16 protein-coding genes and 1 tRNA gene are annotated in these 20,558 nt (G+C 40.7%); 3 read left to right on the top strand and 14 right to left on the bottom strand.

Annotation, left to right across the window (positions count from 1 at the left end):
• Positions 1-4: 4 nt before the first annotated feature.
• The 6 genes from H9L23_RS25330 to H9L23_RS25305 form a co-directional block, all read right to left on the bottom strand.
• Positions 5-1,708, bottom strand: a complete 1,704-nt coding sequence (locus tag H9L23_RS25330) for an acetate uptake transporter family protein (protein WP_187592887.1) — start codon at positions 1,706-1,708, stop codon at positions 5-7.
• 14 nt (positions 1,709-1,722) lie between these two features.
• Positions 1,723-3,054, bottom strand: a complete 1,332-nt coding sequence (locus tag H9L23_RS25325) for a DoxX family protein (protein ID WP_187592886.1) — start codon at positions 3,052-3,054, stop codon at positions 1,723-1,725.
• 17 nt (positions 3,055-3,071) lie between these two features.
• On the bottom strand, positions 3,072-4,001 hold the full coding sequence (locus tag H9L23_RS25320; RefSeq protein WP_187592885.1) for a cyanophycinase: 930 nt from the start codon (positions 3,999-4,001) through the stop codon (positions 3,072-3,074).
• An 11-nt stretch (positions 4,002-4,012) separates the two neighbouring features.
• Entirely contained in the window at positions 4,013-5,374 is a 1,362-nt protein-coding gene (locus H9L23_RS25315) for a RagB/SusD family nutrient uptake outer membrane protein (RefSeq protein WP_187592884.1), read from the bottom strand.
• 15 nt (positions 5,375-5,389) lie between these two features.
• The gene (locus H9L23_RS25310; RefSeq protein WP_187592883.1) at positions 5,390-8,500 is read right to left on the bottom strand and encodes a SusC/RagA family TonB-linked outer membrane protein; all 3,111 of its coding nucleotides are present in this window, start codon (positions 8,498-8,500) and stop codon (positions 5,390-5,392) included.
• Positions 8,501-9,674: 1,174 nt separating this feature from the next.
• Positions 9,675-9,748, bottom strand: a tRNA-Asn gene (locus H9L23_RS25305).
• Positions 9,749-9,938: 190 nt separating this feature from the next.
• On the opposite strand from H9L23_RS25305, the gene H9L23_RS25300 reads away from it, so the two are divergent.
• A complete protein-coding gene (locus H9L23_RS25300; protein WP_187592882.1) occupies positions 9,939-10,859 on the top strand; it encodes a PfkB family carbohydrate kinase in 921 nt (306 codons plus the stop codon).
• Between the two features lie 146 nt (positions 10,860-11,005).
• Here the strand turns inward: H9L23_RS25300 and H9L23_RS26765 are convergent, their stop codons facing one another.
• The 4 genes from H9L23_RS26765 to H9L23_RS25285 all read right to left on the bottom strand — a co-directional run bounded on the left by H9L23_RS26765 (position 11,006) and on the right by H9L23_RS25285 (position 14,990).
• Positions 11,006-12,028 carry an efflux MFS transporter permease gene (locus H9L23_RS26765; protein WP_246474786.1) on the bottom strand — a complete coding sequence of 341 codons (1,023 nt, stop codon included), beginning with the start codon at positions 12,026-12,028 and terminating at the stop codon, positions 11,006-11,008.
• A 77-nt stretch (positions 12,029-12,105) separates the two neighbouring features.
• A complete protein-coding gene (locus H9L23_RS26760; RefSeq protein ID WP_246474785.1) occupies positions 12,106-12,600 on the bottom strand; it encodes a hypothetical protein in 495 nt (164 codons plus the stop codon).
• Positions 12,593-13,651 (bottom strand): HlyD family secretion protein, encoded by a 1,059-nt coding sequence (locus H9L23_RS25290; protein WP_187592881.1) that lies wholly within the window; start codon positions 13,649-13,651, stop codon positions 12,593-12,595. The genes H9L23_RS26760 and H9L23_RS25290 overlap by 8 nt, the downstream gene beginning before the upstream one ends.
• 1 nt (position 13,652) lies before the next feature.
• Positions 13,653-14,990, bottom strand: a complete 1,338-nt coding sequence (locus H9L23_RS25285) for a TolC family protein (RefSeq protein WP_187592880.1) — start codon at positions 14,988-14,990, stop codon at positions 13,653-13,655.
• An 85-nt stretch (positions 14,991-15,075) separates the two neighbouring features.
• Between H9L23_RS25285 and H9L23_RS25280 the strand changes: the two genes are divergently transcribed.
• Positions 15,076-15,903, top strand: coding sequence for a helix-turn-helix domain-containing protein (locus H9L23_RS25280; protein ID WP_187592879.1), 828 nt, complete (start codon positions 15,076-15,078; stop codon positions 15,901-15,903).
• Here H9L23_RS25280 and H9L23_RS25275 read toward each other — a convergent pair.
• From H9L23_RS25275 to H9L23_RS25265, 3 genes are all read right to left on the bottom strand, one after another.
• Positions 15,884-16,132, bottom strand: a complete 249-nt coding sequence (locus tag H9L23_RS25275) for a cytochrome b5 domain-containing protein (protein WP_187592878.1) — start codon at positions 16,130-16,132, stop codon at positions 15,884-15,886. The two genes, H9L23_RS25280 and H9L23_RS25275, sit on opposite strands and share 20 nt — an antisense overlap.
• A 429-nt stretch (positions 16,133-16,561) precedes the next feature.
• Positions 16,562-17,251, bottom strand: a complete 690-nt coding sequence (locus H9L23_RS25270) for a lycopene cyclase domain-containing protein (protein WP_187592877.1) — start codon at positions 17,249-17,251, stop codon at positions 16,562-16,564.
• A 1-nt stretch (position 17,252) separates the two neighbouring features.
• Positions 17,253-17,783, bottom strand: a complete 531-nt coding sequence (locus H9L23_RS25265; RefSeq protein WP_187592876.1) for a hypothetical protein — start codon at positions 17,781-17,783, stop codon at positions 17,253-17,255.
• 247 nt (positions 17,784-18,030) lie between these two features.
• Between H9L23_RS25265 and H9L23_RS25260 the strand changes: the two genes are divergently transcribed.
• Complete coding sequence (locus H9L23_RS25260) at positions 18,031-19,512, top strand: phytoene desaturase family protein (RefSeq protein ID WP_187592875.1); 1,482 nt, start codon at positions 18,031-18,033, stop codon at positions 19,510-19,512.
• Between the two features lie 479 nt (positions 19,513-19,991).
• On the opposite strand, the gene H9L23_RS25255 is transcribed toward H9L23_RS25260, so the two are convergent.
• Complete coding sequence (locus tag H9L23_RS25255) at positions 19,992-20,522, bottom strand: RNA polymerase sigma factor (RefSeq protein ID WP_025142035.1); 531 nt, start codon at positions 20,520-20,522, stop codon at positions 19,992-19,994.
• Positions 20,523-20,558: the final 36 nt, after the last annotated feature.

Below are 20,558 nucleotides of genomic sequence, written 5' to 3'. Positions count from 1 at the left end.
CGCATTAATATTTACCTGCGCTCAAAGTACTTTCTGGCAATACATATTGCCGGTCGTAACGATCGAGCACCACATAAATGGAATCTTTACGCTCATTGATGCCCGAAAGGATAACCCTCGATCCATCTGTGGTATCGTATTTCAATACCATGCGATGGCGTTTTACTTCCCTTGGTTTCTCCGCAAATTCGCGGTCCCTGCGGGTAGACCATGCGGCTTTATCGATCATTTTATTTTCATCGCCGATGTGTTGCCATGCGGTTTTACTGATCCAGTTGTCTTCTTTTGGTTTGGCATCTTTGGCTTTGTCGGCACCTTTTCGTCCGCCCCTTAAAGCCATCACATTTTTATCCTGCAGGTAAAGCACTTTATCTACAGTATCGGCGTAATAATGAAATGCCCTTTGGCCTCCGGCAACGCCACTGATTTCGAAAGTGCGCTGGATATCGCGCATTGGGCTACCGCCACCATTTGATGGATCGATGAGTACCGGTCGATTGATTTTGAAGGTTAAAGTTGTCCAGTTTTCAAAAGTAGCTTCCTGCCACCTGGTCGAATCAAGCGGATTAAACGGAACTACTTCGCCGTTGATTTTAAATTCACTTACACGGTAATTTCCCCTTAACTTTTTAACGCCAGCCGTTGCCGGCTGTTTGTAAGGATCATATTTAAAATTGATCACCTCGGTATAGGTAAGTACGCCAAAAAAGATCACGAAAGTGAGCACTTTCAGCGTGATGCGGGTGTATCTAAGCCATGGCTTTCTAAAATCGGGGTAAATTCTAAACGGAACGGTGTAACGCTCCAGAATGAGCAGGTTGTATAATTTAGGGAAATCATCGGCGGCAATAAACAACCCTAACAGCACGAAATAAAATGCATAAACGTGCACACCACCATCGTAAGCGTAATTTACAAAAGTGATATCGCCTAGTGCAGCCGCTAAAAGTATAGCTCCAAATGTGCTGGTTTTCCGGAAGAAAAGCATCGCACCGGCAACAATTTCGACCACGCCACCAAAAACCTGGTACCAGGGCACCACACCTACCGAAAGCCAGTATATTTTTTGAGCGGTAAAATCGCCAAAATTACTGTTGAGCAAACCCAGTGACGGATAAGGCATCTGTGTAGGGAAAAGTTTGGTAAAACCGAAGCCAATAATCCCGATCCCGGCGCGGTAACGCACCACCACCCTGATCCAGTAATAAAGGATGTGGTAAGATTTACTTTTGCGGTCAAATGCCGTCCAGATTAGTGCGCCTACAAGCGCAAACACCAATGCGATGCCCCAATCTACATAATCGGCCAGAAAACTTCTTTTTGGCGGTAAAGCTGCACCAGTTTCGTTTTTCGATTCAGCTTTTTTGGCACCAACTTTTTCTATCTTATTCTTTTTGACACCATCTTTTTTAGCTGATTCATCACCTGATGGAGAATCGGTAATATCGCGTGAACGCTGTCCGCCAAAAAGTGATAAAAAGCTGGGCTGGAAACGGGCGATATCGTATAAATCGCGGTAATGCGGTCGCGACCAATCCAAGGTAAAAACATTTTTATACCAATTGGCCGAAAAAGGGATAGACATGGCCAGGAAGAAAATAAACAGCACGCGGAAGCCAAACTTTTTTTGCCACGACCATGGTTTTTTGGCTGCCGCCTGTTGCGCTGTTACTTCGTTTTCTATATCACGTTGTTTTATTTCAGACATAACATTAAGCTTTTTTATAGTTTAAGTGCTTTGCGGCGGCTAAGCTTTAACGGATATTTTTTATCGATTTTGTTCAGTACCACGTAAATCGAATCGCGGTGCTGATTGGTACCCGAAAGGATCACCGTAGCGCTATCGGGGTGGCTATAATTTAACCGCAACTGTTCGCCTTTGTAATGAGGATTCTTGTTATCCAATAACAATACATGGTTCACAGAATCGACAGTATAACTGTAATAATGCCTTCCTGCGGTACCGGCCAGTTCATAATCGCGGTCTTTATCATTTTTAAATACCTGTTCGTAATTTGCCGAATCAATAATTACTTTCCGATCGGAACGCACGCTGATGGTGGCCCATTTCTCAAATACCACATCTTTCCAGCGGATAGAATCTGCAGCAGCATAAGGCAATACACGTCCATTGATTTTGAACTCGCTTACATTGTAAATCCCTGCTGCTCTTGCTAAACCTTTGGTACGTGGAAACTGATAAGGGTCGTGATGGAAACCGGAATAGGTTTTAAAACCATAGAGGAAAACAAAAAAGAAAATAACGAGTGTTTTAAGTACCAAACGCAGGGTTTTGGTTTTACCCACAAAAAGGGGTTTAAAACTGTTAGGTGCTGTTGGCCGCTCGAGCGATACCAGGTTATAAATCCGCTGTGCATCGAACCACAATACAAAAAGTGCAAAAGTGATCAGGTAAGTGGCATACACAAATTCGCCGCCTTCGTAAGCCAGATTGGATATAAATACATTTCCGGTAAATACCAGGATAATGGCTGCACCGATGGTAGCTGTTTTACGGAAGAACAAGAATAAGCCTGCGAGAATTTCGATAGCGCCTAAAAATGTTTCGTAAGAAGGTACAATGCCCAAACTCATCGAAAATATTTTCCAGTCGGTAAAATCGCCATAACTGGTATTTAAATTACTGATGGAAGGAAAAGGGGCCTGCAAAGGAAAAAATTTGATAAAGCCGTAACCGATGATGCCAATGGCCAAACGGTAACGCACCACTACCCTTAACCAGTAATAAAACCGGTCGTAATTTATATTTTTATATTTTGATTTATCCCAAACCATTGCACCAATCAATGCAATTATCGCTACGATGATCCAATTGATAAAACTATCGGCACCGGGCAGAAATTTTGCAGATAAACGGGTAAGGTTAAAAATATCGCCATAACTGATATGCAGCCAGTTAAAGCCAAAAACAGTTTTAAAAAAATCAACACTTAAAGGAATGGCCTGAAGGATAAAAAAGAGAAAAAAGAACCTGAATATCAGCTTTTCTCTATCCGTCCATACAGGTGGCGATGATATGTTCGTATTACTCATTGCTTTATTTTTTAAGGTTATTGATCGTCATCTGCCTTGCCCGGTTTGCGTGGCTCCTTAATGACTTGTCTTTTGGCCAAATCGTATTTCTGACCTGCACTGAGGAAGAAAAACGGTCCGTTTGAAGCCGTAAAATCTTCCCGGTCGTTTACCACGTGTTTTTCGCCACTGTTTATAATGGTGTTGTAATCGTAAATGGCTACAAAAGAATGTCCGAGCACCTGAAGGGTATCGCGCTGTACCAGAACGGCTGTAGCTTCATTTAAGCCAATACCGATTAAATCTGGTGCCTTACGGATAAAATCGACCAGATCGAACTGGCGGTTACGCACCAATAAATGCTGATCAATGGCAGAATTTTTAAGAAAACCCAAGCCCTGTGTATGGTCGCCGACTAAGATCTGTGCGCCTTTGGTATCACCTCTCCACAGAAAAGAACCAATAATACTTGCCCCGGCCGAACTGCCTGCAATTACACCTCCCCTGTTCAACACATCAATAAAAGCCTGATGGGTAAGGGTGTTGAGGTAAGAATCGGCGATGCGCCACTGGCGGCCACCTTCAAAGTAAACTGCGGTTGCATTTTTTAACGGGGCAATAAATTTCTCGCTGTTGGCTTCCTTAAAATCGCTGGTATGGAAAAGGGTTACGTTTTTAATTCCTGTTTGACGTTTTACCTCTTCAACCCCTTTTTTATCATAAGCCGCCGAATCGCCAGATGCGGTAGTAACCACCACCAGTACGGCTTTATCTTTACCTCCGGCCAGTTCGGTAAACTTTTCCCAGATATCGCGTTGCGAACCCACATTACCACCGATGATCAATAGACTCCCTTTTTCGGGTCCATGCCTGGTATTAGATTTTTTTACGGTAATGGGCGATGATTGGGCAAAGGCCGAATAACCGAATGCGGTTAGGGCCAAAAGAAAAATGCTTAGTTTTTTCATGATCAATATTTTTAATAACCAGGGTTACGGTTTGCTCCTGCCAATTGTGGATCAACCAATGTTTCGTTATAAGGAATCGGGAAAAGATAAAGGTGTTTATCAGGTAGGGCCAGCACAGTTTGCGCACGGTCTGTACGCACCAGGTTAAACCAGCGGTCGGCTTCGAAAGGAAACTCTACCTGACGTTCTTTTTCAAGTGCCAATAAAATCTCAATTAAAGTAACCGCAGTAGTTACACCAAGGCCTGCTCGACTACGCACCGAATTCAAATCTGTTTGTGCGCTGTTTGCACCAATCAGGTTCCCTTGTTGTGCCCTCGCTTCTGAACGGATCAGGTATAATTCCGCAATGCGGATGACGTAAGCCGGATCTGTGCCCAGTGGATTGCGGTAATACAATTTGCCATACCATAAATTACCCGGAGGCGCGGTCTGTGCAATTAAGGTATTGCGGTTACCACCAATGGCCGGGTTATTTAACAAAGCAACTAAAGCATCATTTGGCGACCATTCTCTACGTCCGCCCAAAGCCGGTGGCAACCACCAGTTGCTGTGTCCGTTGGTATTTGAGGTGGTATAAGCCAGTTCGAGTACCGATTCGTTAGTGGTTACGGCATTATTGGCAAAAAATGCGCTATAAGGTGCCACAAGCGAATAATTTGTGTTATCGTTGATTACCGATGTGGCAAATTGCTCGGCCAGTGCCCAGTTTTTCTGGTAAAGGTAAAACCTGGCTTTAAGTGCCTGCACTGTACGTAAACTTACCCGGTTACGGCTTACGGCTGTTGGCACCAAAGTTTCGGCAGCGTTTAAATCTTTTAGCACCTGTGCATAGGTATCTGCCTGGCTACTGCGTGGAACATCGCTGTTATCTGATGAATTATTGGTCGGTTTTAAGATCAGCTGCACACCACCCCAGCCACGAGCCAGGTCGAAATAAGCCAAAGCACGCACGAAATATGCTTCGCCCAGATATTGGTTTTTTAGTGTGGTGGTCAATAAAGGATCGCTAACAGTTGGTACTTTATCAATAATATAATTGGCCTGTGATATGGTTTTGTAAATAGCCGTCCATGCCGATTGCACATAACCGTTGGTAGCAGAGGTAAGGTGTTTGGTAATCTCGTTGGGATCAGACTGCGAACCCGACCACTGGATATCTCCGGCAGATAAATAAGAAAGCGCCGGGAAGTTTGAGCCATAATAACTGTTGGCCGCCAAAAGGTTAAATAAACCATTTACGGCAGTAGCCGCAGTACCTGCATTAATGATTGCCTGATCCTGATCTACCTGCAACTGGGGTTGTACCTCCAGAAACTTTTTGCAGGAAGTGAACAGAATGATGACTGCGAATATGTATATAACTTTTTTCATGATTGATTATTCGGTTTAAAAAGTAATGTTTGCACCTATCTGGAAAGTACGTGGCACAGGTGGCGTACCTAAATCGTAACCGAGTACGGTAGCCGACGAAGACACATTGATTTCCGGATCCGGACCTTTGTATTTAGTCCACAACCAAAGATTTGAGCCACTTGCATAGATCCTTACCGAATTTATTCCCGCTTTTTTGATAAAGTCTTTCGGCAGGTTATAACCAAGGGTTACATTGCTCAGGCGAAGGAAAGATCCATCTTCTATGTTACGGCTGGTTGGGCTCAGTGTATAGTTTTGTCCATAAGCGGTTAGTCTTGGCATATTGGTAATATCGCCCGGTTTCTGCCAGCGGTCTAACTGGTATACATCCATTGCCCTGTTGGCATCGCGGGTACCGCCACCTTCAAGAAAATAGTTGTTGTTATTGTAAACCTTGTTGCCATACACAAAATTGAAGAACACCGATAAATCGAAGCCTTTATAGCTGAGGTTATTGGTTAAACCACCATTAAATTTCGGCAATGCATTGCCTACCGGAACTATATCGTTTGCGTTGATTACGCCATTATGATCGGCATCTTCGTAAACAGCATTTCCGGTCTGTGGATCAACGTAAAGCTGATTATATACATAAAAAGTGTACATCGATAAACCCTGAACCATGCGTTCGGCAGCATAAGTGGCAACCACTGGTGTAGGCAGTTTCTCTATTTTATTGATGTTACGCGAAATATTGAAATTGGTACTCCATTTAAACGCTCCATCCAGGTTAATGCTGCTGATGTTCAGCTCCAATCCTTTATTAGTCATTTCACCGGCATTGGTCAGGATAGATGAAAATCCTTTACTTGAGGCCAATGGCAGGTTAAGCAACAGGTTGCTGGTATATTTATCATAAACATCACCGCTTAAGGTCAACCGGTCTTTAAAGAAACTTAAATCAAAACCAATATTGGCCTGACGGGTGCTTTCCCATTTCAGATCGGGATTGGCCAATTGCGATGGCACCGTACCCGGATTGTTCTGATAGTTGGCACCAGCGCCCCATAAACCACGTGAGGCAAAATCGTTGATCCCATTCTGGTTTCCGGTTACGCCAATACTTCCGCGGAGTTTTAAATCCGAAATCACGGCAACATCTTTCAGGAAATTTTCCTGTTTAACACGCCAGGCCAAACCTGCAGAAGGGAAATATCCCCACTGGTGGTTAGCACCAAAACGCGAAGAACCATCGGCTCGAATACTGAATACCGCATAGTATTTTCCACCATAGTTATAATTTAAACGAGCAAAAAATGACGACAGTGTATATTTAGATTCAGACGCAGATGAAGTGGTGTTAGCGGCAGAAGCAATCTGCTGGAATGAATCGTTCGGGAAATTGGTACCCTGCGCCAGGGTTTGGTTAGATACCGATCCCTGTAACGAATTACCGATTAAAGCACCAAAAGTATGTTTACCAGTAACATGGTTATAATTTAAGGTTTGCTCGTTCGTCCAGATGGTGTTATTGCTTACACTTGAAGTACCAAGATTTTTATTAGCAATACCCAGGTTGGTTAAACTGTTCCAGTACTGAAACTCGTTATACTGGTTATAATCAACACTCCAGCTGGTTTTAAAGGTTAAATCTTTGGTAATATTCACTTCACCATACAAATTGCTGATCAACCGGTTACTGGTGCTGTTCATATTCGTATTGTTCAGCAGCACATCAAGGTTATCAAAACCGGCCCATTTACCAGGTGTTCCATCAGCATTAAATTCTGGCAGATAAGTTGGGGTATGCAAAGCCGATTGTAAAATCCCACCCTGTGGGCCATCCCCTACACGTGCATTGGTACGGTAGGTTTGGGTAAGGATATTACTGGTTCCAATTTTTACATAATCGTTGATTTTCTGATCAATATTTACCTTGAAACTTCCTCTTCTAAAATCGTTTGTTTTAAGGGTAGCTTCCTGTTTATTTAAACCACCACCAATATAATAAGTGGTTTTATCGTTACCGCCTGAAACAGAAACATCATAGTTTTGCAACAGTCCGGTGCGGAAGGCTTTATTTAAACGATCGTAGGTATTTTGATCCTGTGGCAAACCACGTGGCGCCGGCGAAGCAGTAGGGTTATCGGTTAATGCCCTAAAAGGCTGGAACCTGTAAGTAGTAGCCGGAGCTGTTCCATTTGCAGCAGCAATTGAGATGGCATCGGCGTTTGAATTGCGGTAAAATTCGTTAATTAGTTCGGCATGTTGTGGTCCGGTAACCAGATCCCACAATTTTGGTGCTTTTGCCCAACCCACATAAGTACTTAAACTTACTTTTGGCGCTGTATTGTATTTGCCACGTTTGGTGGTAATCAGGATTACCCCATTGGCTGCACGAGCACCGTAAATGGCCGTTGCATCAGCATCTTTTAAAACGGTAACACTCTCTATATCGTCCGGACTGATATCCGACAGTGGGTTATTCGCCTGCCCCTGGGTGGTAATTTTTTGTAAAGATCCGCTGTTTACATAAACACCATCAATTACATATAAAGGATCGTTACTGGCGTTGATCGAGGTTGTACCACGGATCCGGATAAACATGCCATCGCCCGGAACACCTGTAGAAGTACTTACCTGCAAACCCGGGGCTTTACCCTGTAGCTGCTCGGCAAAGGTAGCGGTTGGTTTAGCCCTTACTTCATCAACGGCGATGGTAGAAACCGAACCGGTTAAAGATTTTCTGGTCTGCGTGCCATAACCCACTACCACAACATCATTTAGCTGGCTGTTTACTTCTTTCAATCGAATAGTAGTAGGGCTTGTACTTATCACAATTTCTTTGGTTTCGTAACCAACTGAACTTAATATTAAGGTATAGGGTAATTTCTGGCCGGTTACAAAAACAAATTTCCCGTCTCCATCGGTCGAAACTACGTGTGTAACGCCTTTAATGCGGACTACAACACCGGGTAATGGCTCTTTGGTTAGCGAATCGATTACTGTACCTGCCAGCTTCGAATTGATGAGTGGCGGCGGCTCAATCTGAGCAAAAATTTTAAGTGGCACGACCAGCACAGTAAAGAGCAAAATAAGGCTGGCCAATAAGAATGGTTTTTTCTTATGGAGAAATATTTCCATATTTAACGGGTTTTATGTTAATGATTCAATTCATTGGATAAAGCTGGATGGGTATCAGTGCGTGATTGGCGTTACAGAACTGATATTCCGTGATAACCGGCGAGGCTTCCTTGCCGGTTCTTTTTTGGGCAATAATTTCAACACATATTTAAGGGGGATTGGTGGTCAGGCTTTAAAGTGTTTATAGTTTCACCTATAACTTTTTGGGGAAATCAAAATCAACAACAGCACATATTCTCATGGAAATAGCTATTTAAAACAGAGCGTTTAAGATTAATATCAGAGATAGAGGATGTTTGGGGTATTGTTGTTGCATTCATGATCAGCGCAAAGATATTGATAAATATTTAATCTACAAAATCCATAGACTAACTATTAATAATGTTACATGAGTTAACTTATTGAATGTGAATTCAAATTGCAGCAGACCTCGCAGGTTTTGAAAACCTGCGAGGTTTAAAAAAAAATGGTTCGTGGCGACACGAACCATGGCGCGGGTGTCAACCTCTGTGCTACTACCCATTGCAAATAAACCCGATTGAAGTGAACATTCCGATTTTTCCATCGGAATAAAACGGAAAGCGGGGCTGAAGATCCGATGAAAAACTGAACCCTCATTTCCAAATAACATTAATTACCTAAGTAACGTGGACACATTTAATTGATGTGTTGTTTCCAGACCTCGCAGGTTTTAAAACCTGTGAGGTCTAAACTAAAAAAACGTTTGCGCTCTAATTAAGAAATTTCCAGATTAATTCATACTGATTTAATAACAACAGTTGTATAAATCTTTTTTGAATACTAGGATTTTCAATTAATATTCATGAGATGGATTAGGTCTTGCTTAGGGATGATCACATTTGTTCTTTCGGTAACACTTTTAGGGTTTTTAATTGATATTTTTATTAAACATAAAAAAGGCATATATATACACTAAGAAGTGGCATCCTAAAGAAATCCGTTTAGATGCTGCCATGTAGGCCTGTCGAAAAAAATTAATTATATCTAATAAGGCGCCTGGACTACTTATCCTGATTCATTCAGAAGCTCAGGATAATGATTCTGTATTTATTATATAACCCCTTTGCTCCTTACGTCATGCCGAGATAAACTTCTCGCTCAGCGTAACTTCTCTAAACGCAAAAAACCACAACTTTCGTTGTGGTTTTTGAAGCTCCCTCTGCTGGGCTCGAACCAGCGACCCTCTGATTAACAGTCAGATGCTCTAACCAGCTGAGCTAAGAAGGAATATTTATTTATTCTGGTTGTGTTAATCAATAGTGGTGATCAAAGTCCTTTGATCATTTCCTAAAACGGGGCTTACGATACTTAAAGTAGCTTTACCCTTGTTCGTTTTGGGAATGCAATATTAGGGCTTTTAAATTATTTATGCAATATTTGCAGTGAAAAAATTTAGAAAAAAAATTAATACAAAGATATGAGCCTGATAATCATAGGTACTGTAGCTTTTGATGCTATTGAAACTCCTTTCGGAAAAACAGATAAAATTGTAGGTGGGGCAGCAACATACGCCAGTTTAGCCGCATCTTACTTTTATAATAAAGCAAAAATTGTAGCAGTTGTAGGTGATGACTTTCATCAGTCAGACATCGATACCTTCACCAACCACGGAATCGACACCGAAGGATTACAGATTAAAGCAGGTGAAAAATCTTTTTTCTGGTCGGGAAAATACCATAACGACATGAATAGCCGTGATACTTTAATCACGGAATTAAACGTTTTGGAAAACTTCGACCCGATTATCCCGGAAAGTTATCAGGACTGCGAATACCTGATGTTGGGCAACTTAACCCCACAGGTACAGCAAACCGTGATTAAACGCCTTAAAAACCGTCCGAAATTGATCGTAATGGATACCATGAACTTCTGGATGGACATTATGATGGACGATTTACTGGAAACCATTAAAATGGTGGATGTATTAACCATTAACGATGCAGAAGCCCGTCAGTTATCAGGCGAATATTCATTAGTTAAAGCGGCTAAAAAAATCCTTGCCATGGGACCAAAATATTTGATCATTAAAAAAGGTGAGCATGGTGCATTGTTGTTCCACGAAGATCAGATTTTCTCTGCTCCGGCATTACCTTTAGCTGAAGTATTCGATCCAACCGGCGCCGGCGATACCTTTGCAGGTGGTTTTATCGGTTATATGGCTAAAGTAGGTACCATTAACTTCAATAACATGAAAAATGCAATCATTTATGGTTCTGCATTGGCATCGTTCTGTGTAGAAAAATTCGGAACAGAAAAGTTATTAAACTTAACTGAAGAAGAAGTTGCCGCAAGGATCCAGCAGTTTGTAAACTTAAGTGCGTTTACCATAGAAGCTTAGTAAGCAGGCAATTTTCAGTAGAAGTTTTGCAGTTTAGTAGCAGATAAATAAACCGCAGGTTTAGAGATGAATTTCTTATCAACCTGCGGTTTTTTGTTTTCTAGGCTCGTCATTGCAATGACGACCTTTTCATAACGACTTATCTATTAAAACCCTACCGCAGCAGGCTGTTTATTCCTTAAATTAATCACCGTTCTGCTAATTACAGGCTGCAAAGCAATCAGAATAATCGATAATAAACATAACACCGCAATCCATTCATAATAACTTACACAGAACTGCGAAAAGGTTTGTTTTTGTACCGCTTTGTTTAACAGACCTATGGCCGCTTTCCCTGCCTCATCGCGGGGCATTCCTCTACTACTTAATGCTGCCTGATACATTTTTAATCTATCCGGCAGGTTAAAATCGAGCAAAGTCAGGCTGCTCCGTAAATCATCATTATGTTTGCCTTTAAAGTATAACTGGTAAAAATTAATAAGGGCTAAACTTAAACTAAAGGTCGAAAAACGAACAAAAATCCCAACAGAAGATGCTGATTGACTCAGTTTCTCCGGAACAGATGACATAATAAACATCACAATCGGCGACATCACCATTCCAGCGCCTACCCCCTGCATAAACAAAGGCAGGTAAAAATTTTCTGTTCCGGCTTCACTGGCGAATAACTGACACATCCACAAGAAAAACACAAAAAGAAACCCGAAACCTGTTACCCACAATACCCTTAAATGTTTCTGGTTAATAAGGAAACGGATTGCAACCACAGAACCAACAACCACTCCACCGATATTAAAAATCATGATTTCGTTGGCATGAAGTGAATCCATACCCAAAACCATAATAAAGTAAGAAGAAGTTAAGCTAAAAGCACCGCGGATTACATATAGAATCACCAAAAAGACAATTCCGATGGCAAAATTTCTCGATTTAAATACGCTCAGATCAACAGCAGGCCTTTTTAAGGTTTTTTGCCTCGCGATCGAAACCAGAAAGAGAAATAAAATGGCACAAATGGAATACACAATACGCTTATCATCCAGCCAATCGTATTCCTGCCCATAAACCAACACATAAGCAATGAGCACCAACATGGTGGAGAAAAGTACAAAACTCATCCAATCTATTTTATACAGTGGTGTTTTTCGCAAAAGATGTATCCTGTTCATTACACTGAAGAGTAAAATGGCGCTTGGCAAAAAACAAAATATGATGGCTTTGTACAAGACATTATATTCATAATTTTCTACAATGGGACCGAAAACAATGCCGTAATGGGCGATACGCAAAGGATCATCCCATAAAATATGGTGTAACCCGTTTCTTTTGCATGCTCCGATTTTAAACGGCTAAAGAGCAGGTTGAGCGAAATACTGGTTAATCCGCAGTTTACAATGCCTTGCAAAAAACGTAGTGTAAAAATCAACCAGATTTCTCGGGTATGATAACACCAATAAGCAATCAGAATTTCGAGAATAATGCAAATCAACAGGTAATCTTTGGTCACTACCCTGGCGAAAAAACGTCGCTCCACCACTGCAAAACTGGCCACCGCGGCATAAAACATCAGTAAAGAAAACTGAACATCAGATGCGCTTGCTCCATAATAACCTGCCGCAGCTGTGCCATCGGCTGTTGATAATGCAAAAAGCAATACCGATGATAAAAGCACTGCAAAAATGCTCAGCATTACCAGCCACTCGGGTATCCTTGCTTTAAATATGGGCAATTGATCAGTCATTTTTTTTCACTTTAACAACGGCACTCATTCCGGCACTTAAGGCATCGATTCCTTTTTCCTGCTTATCCAATCGGATACGAACCGGGATGCGTTGCGCAATTTTCACAAAATTCCCTGTCGAATTATCGGGTGGCAATAATGAAAACCTCGAACCAGTTGCGCCGGATAACGATTCGATTTCACCCGTAAACGATTGTCCGGGGAAAGCATCCACCTCAACATTAACCTTCTCGCCAACATGCATTTTGGCAATTTGCGTTTCTTTAAAATTAGCCATCACCCATTTTCCCGCGCTGCGGTCAACCAAATAAGCGATCGTTTGGCCGGTTTGAACCAATTGTCCTACTTGTATCGTTCTTCTACCCATTTTGCCATCGTACGGTGCCACAATAACTGTATAAGAGGTATTCAGATTATTTCTTTTTACCACGGCTTCTCTCCTTTTTATTTCAGATTCAAGCACATTACTTTGCACTTTAATATCGTTCGTTCGCGAAATAGCTGCTACATAGTCTTCTTTGGCGGCCTGGTACTCCGCCTGCGCCACCTGCAATAAACTTTCAATTGTTTCCAATTGCTGGCGGGTAGCCGATTCTGCATCGAACAGTTTTTTATAGCGGTTATATTCCGTTTGTTGTTTCCAGAGTTTCGCTTTTGCCGCTGCAATTTTAGCTTCGGCAACTAAAGCAGTGCTTTGTGCTGTTTTAATATTGCTTTGTTGTACCGAAACCTGCGCTTTGGCATTTAACAACGAAGCCGAAGCTTCATCCTGTTGAACGGTATAGTCATCATCATCGATCAGCACCAGCGTATCGCCCTTTTTCACTTCCTGGTTTTCTTCAAACTTTACGGTTTTAATATAACCGCTTACCCTAGCTGTTACCGGGTTAATGTATTCATCTACCTGCGCATCGTTGGTTTCTTCGTATTTCATATAGCCAAAAAGGGTTTTTCCACCCCATATCATCAGTACCACTAAAACGATGAGCGCTATGATGGTGGTAATCCTGCTGATGATTTTATCGGCCTTACTTTGTTTCTGTGTGTTCATTTTATAAATTTCCTACGGCTTTTTGTAATTGATAATATTGTATTTTCGCATTCACTTTTGCGGTGGTCAGTTCGAATTTCGATTGCAGTAATTGTGTTTCGGCATCCAGCAGGTCGGTTAAAAGCGACAGTTGATTAAAATAAGTATTCTGCACAATTCGATAACTTTCAGTGGCCTGTTTAATGTTTTCTTCAGCCAATGTAATGCGCTGCACCGATTCTTTGTAGCGGATATAATTTTCCTGAACCTCCTGGCGGATATGATCCTTTACATCTTCGTCTTCTACTTCCTGCTGCTTTACCTTAAGTTCAGCTTCTTTCACTTTGTGCTGATTGGTATACCAGGAAGAAATCGGGATTTTAAGCTTTAATCCAAACATACCTGTGCTGTAGAGCGAAAGTGCATAAGGATAAAACTGGATCTGCGGATAGGCAAATGCATATTCACCGAAGAAACCCAGAGAAGGCATCACGTTCGATTTTACATTTTCGAGTTTCAATTTAGTGAGTGCCTGTTCTTTTTCCGAAATCTGGATTTTGTAAGAAGATGTTTTGGCATCGTTAAAATATTCATTAACCTGTTTCAATGCAATGGCATCCGTTTCCTGATCCAAAATCTGAGGATTTAAAGGTGCATCATCTGTTCTGCCAATTAAAATATTCAACTTCTGCTTGGCTATTTTAATGCTGTTTTCGATTTCGGTAAGTAGCATTCGCTGTTTAGACAGGCGTAATTCAGCCCTCAGCACATCGCTTTTTAATATCGTACCGTTTTTATACAGCTGGTTAATTTCGGCCAGTTGCTTTTCGCGGTCGCGGATATCCTGTTCCAGCAAACCGCGGTAAGAAATATTGCGGAATACATCATAAAAATAAACTGCCGCCACATAATGGATTTCCTGTTTGCTTTGTCCTACTTGTATCCTGCTCAGTTCGCTTTCTACTTTCGAAGCATTAACTTCAGTGTTGGTTTTTCCGCCATTATAAATGTTGAAATAAGCATCAGCACTGGCTTTATAATAAGTAGGTGCAACCGGAAACTGACCTGGGGTATGAAACAATCCATTTTCGTAAATTGGCAAAGGCAAAACATGTGCGTAAATCCCTTCAGCAGCAACTTCAGGCAATCGTTCAGCTTTACTCACTTTTACATGAGCATCTGCAGCCTGCACGTTCAAACCCTGCATCAAAATCTTTTTGTTGTTGCTATCAGCCATTGCCCAAACCTGGTTAATGGTAAAATTGCTTTGATCTGAAACAGCTTGTGCATGTACAAAAATTGATGATAAAAGAAAGGGCATGCACACCCAAGACATCCTTTTACGCTTTAAAAAAATCATATCTGTTAATTAATGATGCAAATTTCGTTACAGATTTGTTACTTTGTTTTATCTAAACTGACATATATTTGTTCAAACCAGCCAAATGATAAAAGTTAGCAACGAAGACCTTTTATTTGCAATCGACGAAAAACCAGAAACCATGTATGTTTGGCACAGCAGGTTTGAAGACCGATTTCAAGACCATAAGCATTTAAAAGGACAGCTTACCTATGTAGAGGGTGGCATTATTTTTCTATACACCAAAGAGAAATCTTATTTTCTGCCTGCACGGCATTATGTTTGGATCCCGGCCGGGGTTGAGCATCATTTGCAGCACCGCTACCATGCCGCCATTGTGCGGAATATTTATTTTGATACCACTACCGATGATGAAAACCCGTTTTACAAACAGATTGGTATTTATCCGGTAAATAGCCTATTGCTCGAAATGTTCCTCTTCTCGGAGCGCTGGAACGGAAATATTACACCCAAAACGCACGAATACGATTTTTTAAATACCCTTAAAAATATTTTACCGGTGGTAAGTGAACACCCCTTACCCATTGCGCTCCCAACCACTGAGAACTTACGGTTAAGGCCAGTACTGCGACATATTGTAGATGGATTAGCCGATGATCGTATGAGTCTGGAAAGTGTGGGCAAGGCCATGGGCTTTAGTGAACGTACACTCTCGAGATTATTTCAATCTGCGTTAGATACCTCTTTTTTCCAGTACCTGAAACTGGCCCGGATGATTAAAGCGATGGAAAAATTGCTGGAAAGCGATGCTACCATTAGCGAAGTGGCCTACCAGGTGGGCTACAACAGCATTTCTTCCTTCAGTAATACTTTTTATAAAATGGTGGGCAAAAGACCGTCAGAATTTAAGGAGTTGAAACAAGCCACCCTTACTAAAATGAACCTGGTTTAATCAATACGGCAACTGGAGTAAATTTCTCAAAAACCGCTTCGGTATGCGGCGCATCGGGCAATTCGTCGGTAAGGTCCTGCCCCGCCCAATGTTCATAGTGTTTACCATTGCGCCATAACCTGCTATCGGTCATGTCGTAAATCAGCCCTTTGTAAGCCACCCAGATCTGGGGTTTGTCTTGTCCGTTGCGTAAAGCGAGTTGCTGTTTGGTATAAGCGGGTAAATCCATTGAGTTAATTTCGCGTTGAAGATAAAGAAAAGCTTTTTAACCCTGTAAGAAATATAAGCTCATGTTTTCTACAATGGCATATATGGTGTAAAATGAGCTGATTTTTTTGGAGCACGCAACCTCTGCATAACAATACGTTTCTTCCCGTTTTGCGCTTGTACGCTTCGCTTCCTCGTACCTCGTTGCTTCAGGGTACCGCTTCACCCGGGGCCAGGGGCCAAAACAGCATTTCATTTTCGGGGTTGCAGGGTGCAGAAACCACTGTTAATAAACCCGATTGTAGCGGGCATCCCGATTTAAGCATTGTTGTTTTTTATTTTTTGGTGTGCTTGCTTATTTCACAGGTTTCATCGGGATAAAGCGTAAAGCGGGACTGCAAACCTCCAAGAACCATTGAATGTTCATTTTCAAAAAAAATAACAATGCAAATTAAGCTACGCTCTTACTGCCTTTAGCCTTAAAAACCTCGTAAAGAAAAACATTCATCAACAACAAACCCATTAAATAAAAATGATCTTCGAAAGGTATCGTACCTACCCTAAAGCCCAGGTTTTCTTTATTGTTATATAACACAACAGGAATAGCAGTTAAAAAACCATTAACGATATAAAAAGGAATAAGCGAAACTAAATAAGCCCTGTAAAATTTGTACATAAACCTGAATTCTACATTTACATATTCTACATAAGCCAGCACGATGAGCAAAAAGCCAAAATTGATGAGCGTATACCAATGGTTATAACCAAAAAACAGCATGGCTACACATAGGCCGAGGAATAAATTACTCAATGCCAGACTATATTTTTGAAGGTTGTTTTTTGGAAAATAAACATTTAAACATTCGTAAATAAACACACACGCGTAAGGAACGGTTAAAAAGAACAGAATTTCTTCTAAAGGCAGCCCCATCAGGTTAATACCTACCAAATAATCAGGATTAAACGACCACACATTGAGTTTGGTAAACAAAATATCCCAGATTAAAAACACCACACCAGTAATTAATATCGCTGGAAATATAAATTTCCATTTGCTAAAGAAATGTACCTTTTTATCGAACGATAAAACTAATGGAAAAAAAATTACGCCAAGGTTAATGAGTAAATAGGTATAGTGCATTTTAGAGGTGTTTCTTTAAAATTTTAATTTCTGATGGGGTACATTTTTTACTATCGATCATAAATTTGGCTACATTTTTAACCAGTTCATCGTCGGCGAGACCAAAATTTTCATTTTGATAATGTTTAATAATTTCCTTTTTATCCGTTGCCAGATCTTTACTAAACCCTAAAAAAGCAGGGGTATAAAATTCGATTGAAAAGCGCATAAACCGGATTTCCATGTTTTCTTTATCCATACCTATGGCCTTTTCCATCGTTTTAAGCGACCGGCTTACATATTTGATCTTGTTGTATGGATTCCAGGAGTGTTTAGCTTTCAGGGCCTCTAAAGTACCCGTATAGCCGGTAATTAACGCGGTTTTATTGGGTAGTTTAGTCAACTTGGTAAATAAAGAATCGGTTAGTTTCGAGTTTTCTACCGCTTTAACCATGTTGGTTTTCAGTACCGCAATTTCCTGGTTAGAGAGCTGGGCGTAAGTAATATTACTTGCTGCAAACAGCAGAAAAAATATAATGCGTAGTTTAATCATGAGTTAGGCACAAAGGTAAGAAATCTATCAAGAGTTCAATTGGCATATATTCACTGTTCATCATTAAGGAATTAAGATCATTAAGCTCATCCGGCTTAACTTTCTTAACTTCTTAATGGTAAATTATATCTTTTTAACCAATTACATACCCTATGCCTTAAAGATCCTTCATTGAGATCAGAATGACAAAGCCCATTGAATGACAAAAAACAAAAACAAATCGCTATAAATTTCCTTTATTTACACCATGGATAAAAAACCTAAGGTAACCATTATTGGCGCCGGTTTTGCGGGCCTGGCCGCAGCAGCTTTGTTGGCCAAAGATGGTTGCGAAGTTACCGTTATCGAAAAAAACGAAATGGCTGGCGGCCGTGCCAGAACATGGGAAAAAGATGGCTTTCTATTCGATATGGGCCCAAGCTGGTATTGGATGCCAGATGTTTTCGAAAACTACTACCAAATCTTCAATAAAACAGCGTCCGATTTTTATGAGCTTAAAAGACTAAGTCCTTCTTACCGCATTTACTTTGGTAAAGATGATGCGATAGATGTACCCGCAACACTTGCTGATTTATATGCTTTATTCGAACAGCTGGAACCTGGCAGCAGTAAAAACCTGCAATCTTTTCTCGATCAGGCGAAGTACAAGTACGATGTAGGCATGAACGAATATGTTTTCAAGCCCTCGCACAGTGTAATGGAGTATTTCGACCCCCGTTTGGCTATAAGCGGAATCAAGCTGCAACTTTTGGGCAATATGCGCAAGCATGTGCACCAGTTGTTCAAAAATGAACGTTTAAGGAAATTGTTAGAATTCCCCGTTTTATTTTTAGGTGCCACACCGCAGAACACTCCTGCCTTGTATAGTTTAATGAACTATGCAGATCTTGTTTTAGGTACCTGGTACCCTATGGGTGGTATGCACAAAATTGTGAACGCCATGCAAAAAATAGCAGAAGAGCAGGGCGTAAAGTTTATCTTCAATACCGAAGTAACCAAAATAGTGGTTAAAAACGATATCGCTGAAGAAATAATTACCAATAAGGGAAATTTTAAAAGTAATTTTGTGGTGGGAAATGCCGATTATCACCATATCGACCAACACCTCTTTGATGCGCCATACCGCAATTACAGCGAAAAATACTGGGACACCAGAACCATGGCCCCTTCCTGCCTGTTGTTTTATATCGGCATAAATAAGAAGCTTGACAATATTTTACACCACAATCTTTTCTTCGACGAGAATTTTGACCAGCATGCTGAAGAAATTTACACCGATCCGCAATGGCCAACAAAACCATTATTTTATGCCTGCTGTCCGTCGGTTACGGATCCGGGCGTGGCACCAGAGGGTTGCGAAAACCTTTTCTTTTTGGTTCCGCTTGCGCCTGATTTAAAAGATAGCGAAAGCAAAAGGGAAGAATACTTTAATTTATTGGTGCAACGCTTCAAAAATTTAACAGGAAACGACATTAGTGATCACATTCTGTTTAAACGGAGTTACGCCATGAATGATTTTGTTGAAGATTATCATGCTTTTAAAGGAAATGCGTATGGATTAGCAAACACTTTGAAACAGACGGCCTTTTTAAAACCGAAGATGAAAAGCAAAGTAACAAATTTTTTATATACCGGACAATTAACCGTTCCAGGCCCCGGAGTGCCACCTGCAATCATATCCGGGCAAGTGGTAGCAAAAGAAATAAAAAAAAAGTTAAAAAAAGCTTGACAAATTTAAAATTTCCCTTATCTTTATAACCACAAAACAAAAACACTGCAATAAAGCTTCAAAACACATAATCGTTCGAGGTTTGCATTTGTTTCGAAATAAGAGAGAAGGCGAATTGTTGAAAGAAAAAATAAGAATCAACTAACCAAATATATGATAAGCAAAAAGGCCTGAAGTTTCAGGCCTTTTGCTTTTTACAGTGTTTTGGAAATGCTTTGTTAAAAGTTCAAGCACCATCTCGATTGAAGCGCAGCGAAATGGAGAGATCTTTGAACTAAGAGTTCAAGGCTCAAATTTAAAAGATTTCTTCCCGGAATCTTCGGGATCGAAATGAAGATATTTCAAGACTATTAACCTTCTTAATTCCTCTGGCCATTCATATAAATTTTCATCCGAAATGAAAAGCTCTTAAAGAAATAAGACCAAACAAAAAAGGCCCAGATAAAAATCTGAGCCCTTAGTTTTTCGATTGATGTATCTTAAGCCATTTCGGTACTGGCAATTTCTTTCGAATATGTTTTTAAGTATTTTTTCAAAATCCCTCTGGCTACGTGGATACGTGTTTTAACCGTTCCGATTGGAATTTCTAACATATCAGCAATTTCATGGTATTTATATCCTTCAAAATAGCGGATAAATGGAACATAATATTCTTCCGGCAATTGTGATAAGGCTTTATCGATATCGCCCAGTACAAATTTACTTTCTGCCTGATTTTTAGTCGCACTATATGAAAGGTTTGCAGAAGAAATATCTTCGCTCTGTGTAATCAAAGTATTGGTTTTTACCAAACGGCGGTAGTTGTTAATGAAAGTGTTTTTCATAATGGTAAACAACCAGCCTTTCAGGTTCGTACCTTCTTTAAACTTATTGTAATAAGTGATTGCTTTAAGCATGGTGTCTTGAACCAAATCATTTGCGTCTTCTGCGTCTTTTGTGAAATTTAAAGCATAAGATCTAAGTGATACCGAGTGATGATTAACCAGATGATTGAATTCAAATTTTGTCATGATTTTTAGCTTTAGGTAGATTAAAACAAATTATTG

It is taken from the genome of Pedobacter roseus (genome assembly GCF_014395225.1).
In the GTDB taxonomy this organism is placed as follows: Bacteria; Bacteroidota; Bacteroidia; order Sphingobacteriales; family Sphingobacteriaceae; genus Pedobacter; species Pedobacter roseus.
Note: the sequence above shows the minus strand (reverse complement) of the source record. Positions and strands in the feature narration are given on the sequence as shown.

Excerpts from the sequence above, each read along its gene's own strand:
- H9L23_RS26760 (WP_246474785.1), bottom strand. The coding sequence starts at position 12,600 with ATGACTGATCAATTGCCCATATTTAAAGCAAGGATACCCGAGTGGCTG.
- H9L23_RS25285 (WP_187592880.1), bottom strand. The coding sequence starts at position 14,990 with ATGATTTTTTTAAAGCGTAAAAGGATGTCTTGGGTGTGCATGCCCTTT.
- H9L23_RS25270 (WP_187592877.1), bottom strand. The coding sequence starts at position 17,251 with ATGCACTATACCTATTTACTCATTAACCTTGGCGTAATTTTTTTTCCA.
- H9L23_RS25275 (WP_187592878.1), bottom strand. The coding sequence starts at position 16,132 with ATGGATTTACCCGCTTATACCAAACAGCAACTCGCTTTACGCAACGGA.
- H9L23_RS25330 (WP_187592887.1), bottom strand. The coding sequence starts at position 1,708 with ATGTCTGAAATAAAACAACGTGATATAGAAAACGAAGTAACAGCGCAA.
- H9L23_RS25325 (WP_187592886.1), bottom strand. The coding sequence starts at position 3,054 with ATGAGTAATACGAACATATCATCGCCACCTGTATGGACGGATAGAGAA.
- H9L23_RS25255 (WP_025142035.1), bottom strand. The coding sequence starts at position 20,522 with ATGACAAAATTTGAATTCAATCATCTGGTTAATCATCACTCGGTATCA.
- H9L23_RS25260 (WP_187592875.1), top strand. The coding sequence starts at position 18,031 with ATGGATAAAAAACCTAAGGTAACCATTATTGGCGCCGGTTTTGCGGGC.
- H9L23_RS25265 (WP_187592876.1), bottom strand. The coding sequence starts at position 17,783 with ATGATTAAACTACGCATTATATTTTTTCTGCTGTTTGCAGCAAGTAAT.
- H9L23_RS26765 (WP_246474786.1), bottom strand. The coding sequence starts at position 12,028 with ATGAACAGGATACATCTTTTGCGAAAAACACCACTGTATAAAATAGAT.
- H9L23_RS25310 (WP_187592883.1), bottom strand. The coding sequence starts at position 8,500 with ATGGAAATATTTCTCCATAAGAAAAAACCATTCTTATTGGCCAGCCTT.
- H9L23_RS25290 (WP_187592881.1), bottom strand. The coding sequence starts at position 13,651 with ATGAACACACAGAAACAAAGTAAGGCCGATAAAATCATCAGCAGGATT.
- H9L23_RS25315 (WP_187592884.1), bottom strand. The coding sequence starts at position 5,374 with ATGAAAAAAGTTATATACATATTCGCAGTCATCATTCTGTTCACTTCC.
- H9L23_RS25300 (WP_187592882.1), top strand. The coding sequence starts at position 9,939 with ATGAGCCTGATAATCATAGGTACTGTAGCTTTTGATGCTATTGAAACT.
- H9L23_RS25320 (WP_187592885.1), bottom strand. The coding sequence starts at position 4,001 with ATGAAAAAACTAAGCATTTTTCTTTTGGCCCTAACCGCATTCGGTTAT.
- H9L23_RS25280 (WP_187592879.1), top strand. The coding sequence starts at position 15,076 with ATGATAAAAGTTAGCAACGAAGACCTTTTATTTGCAATCGACGAAAAA.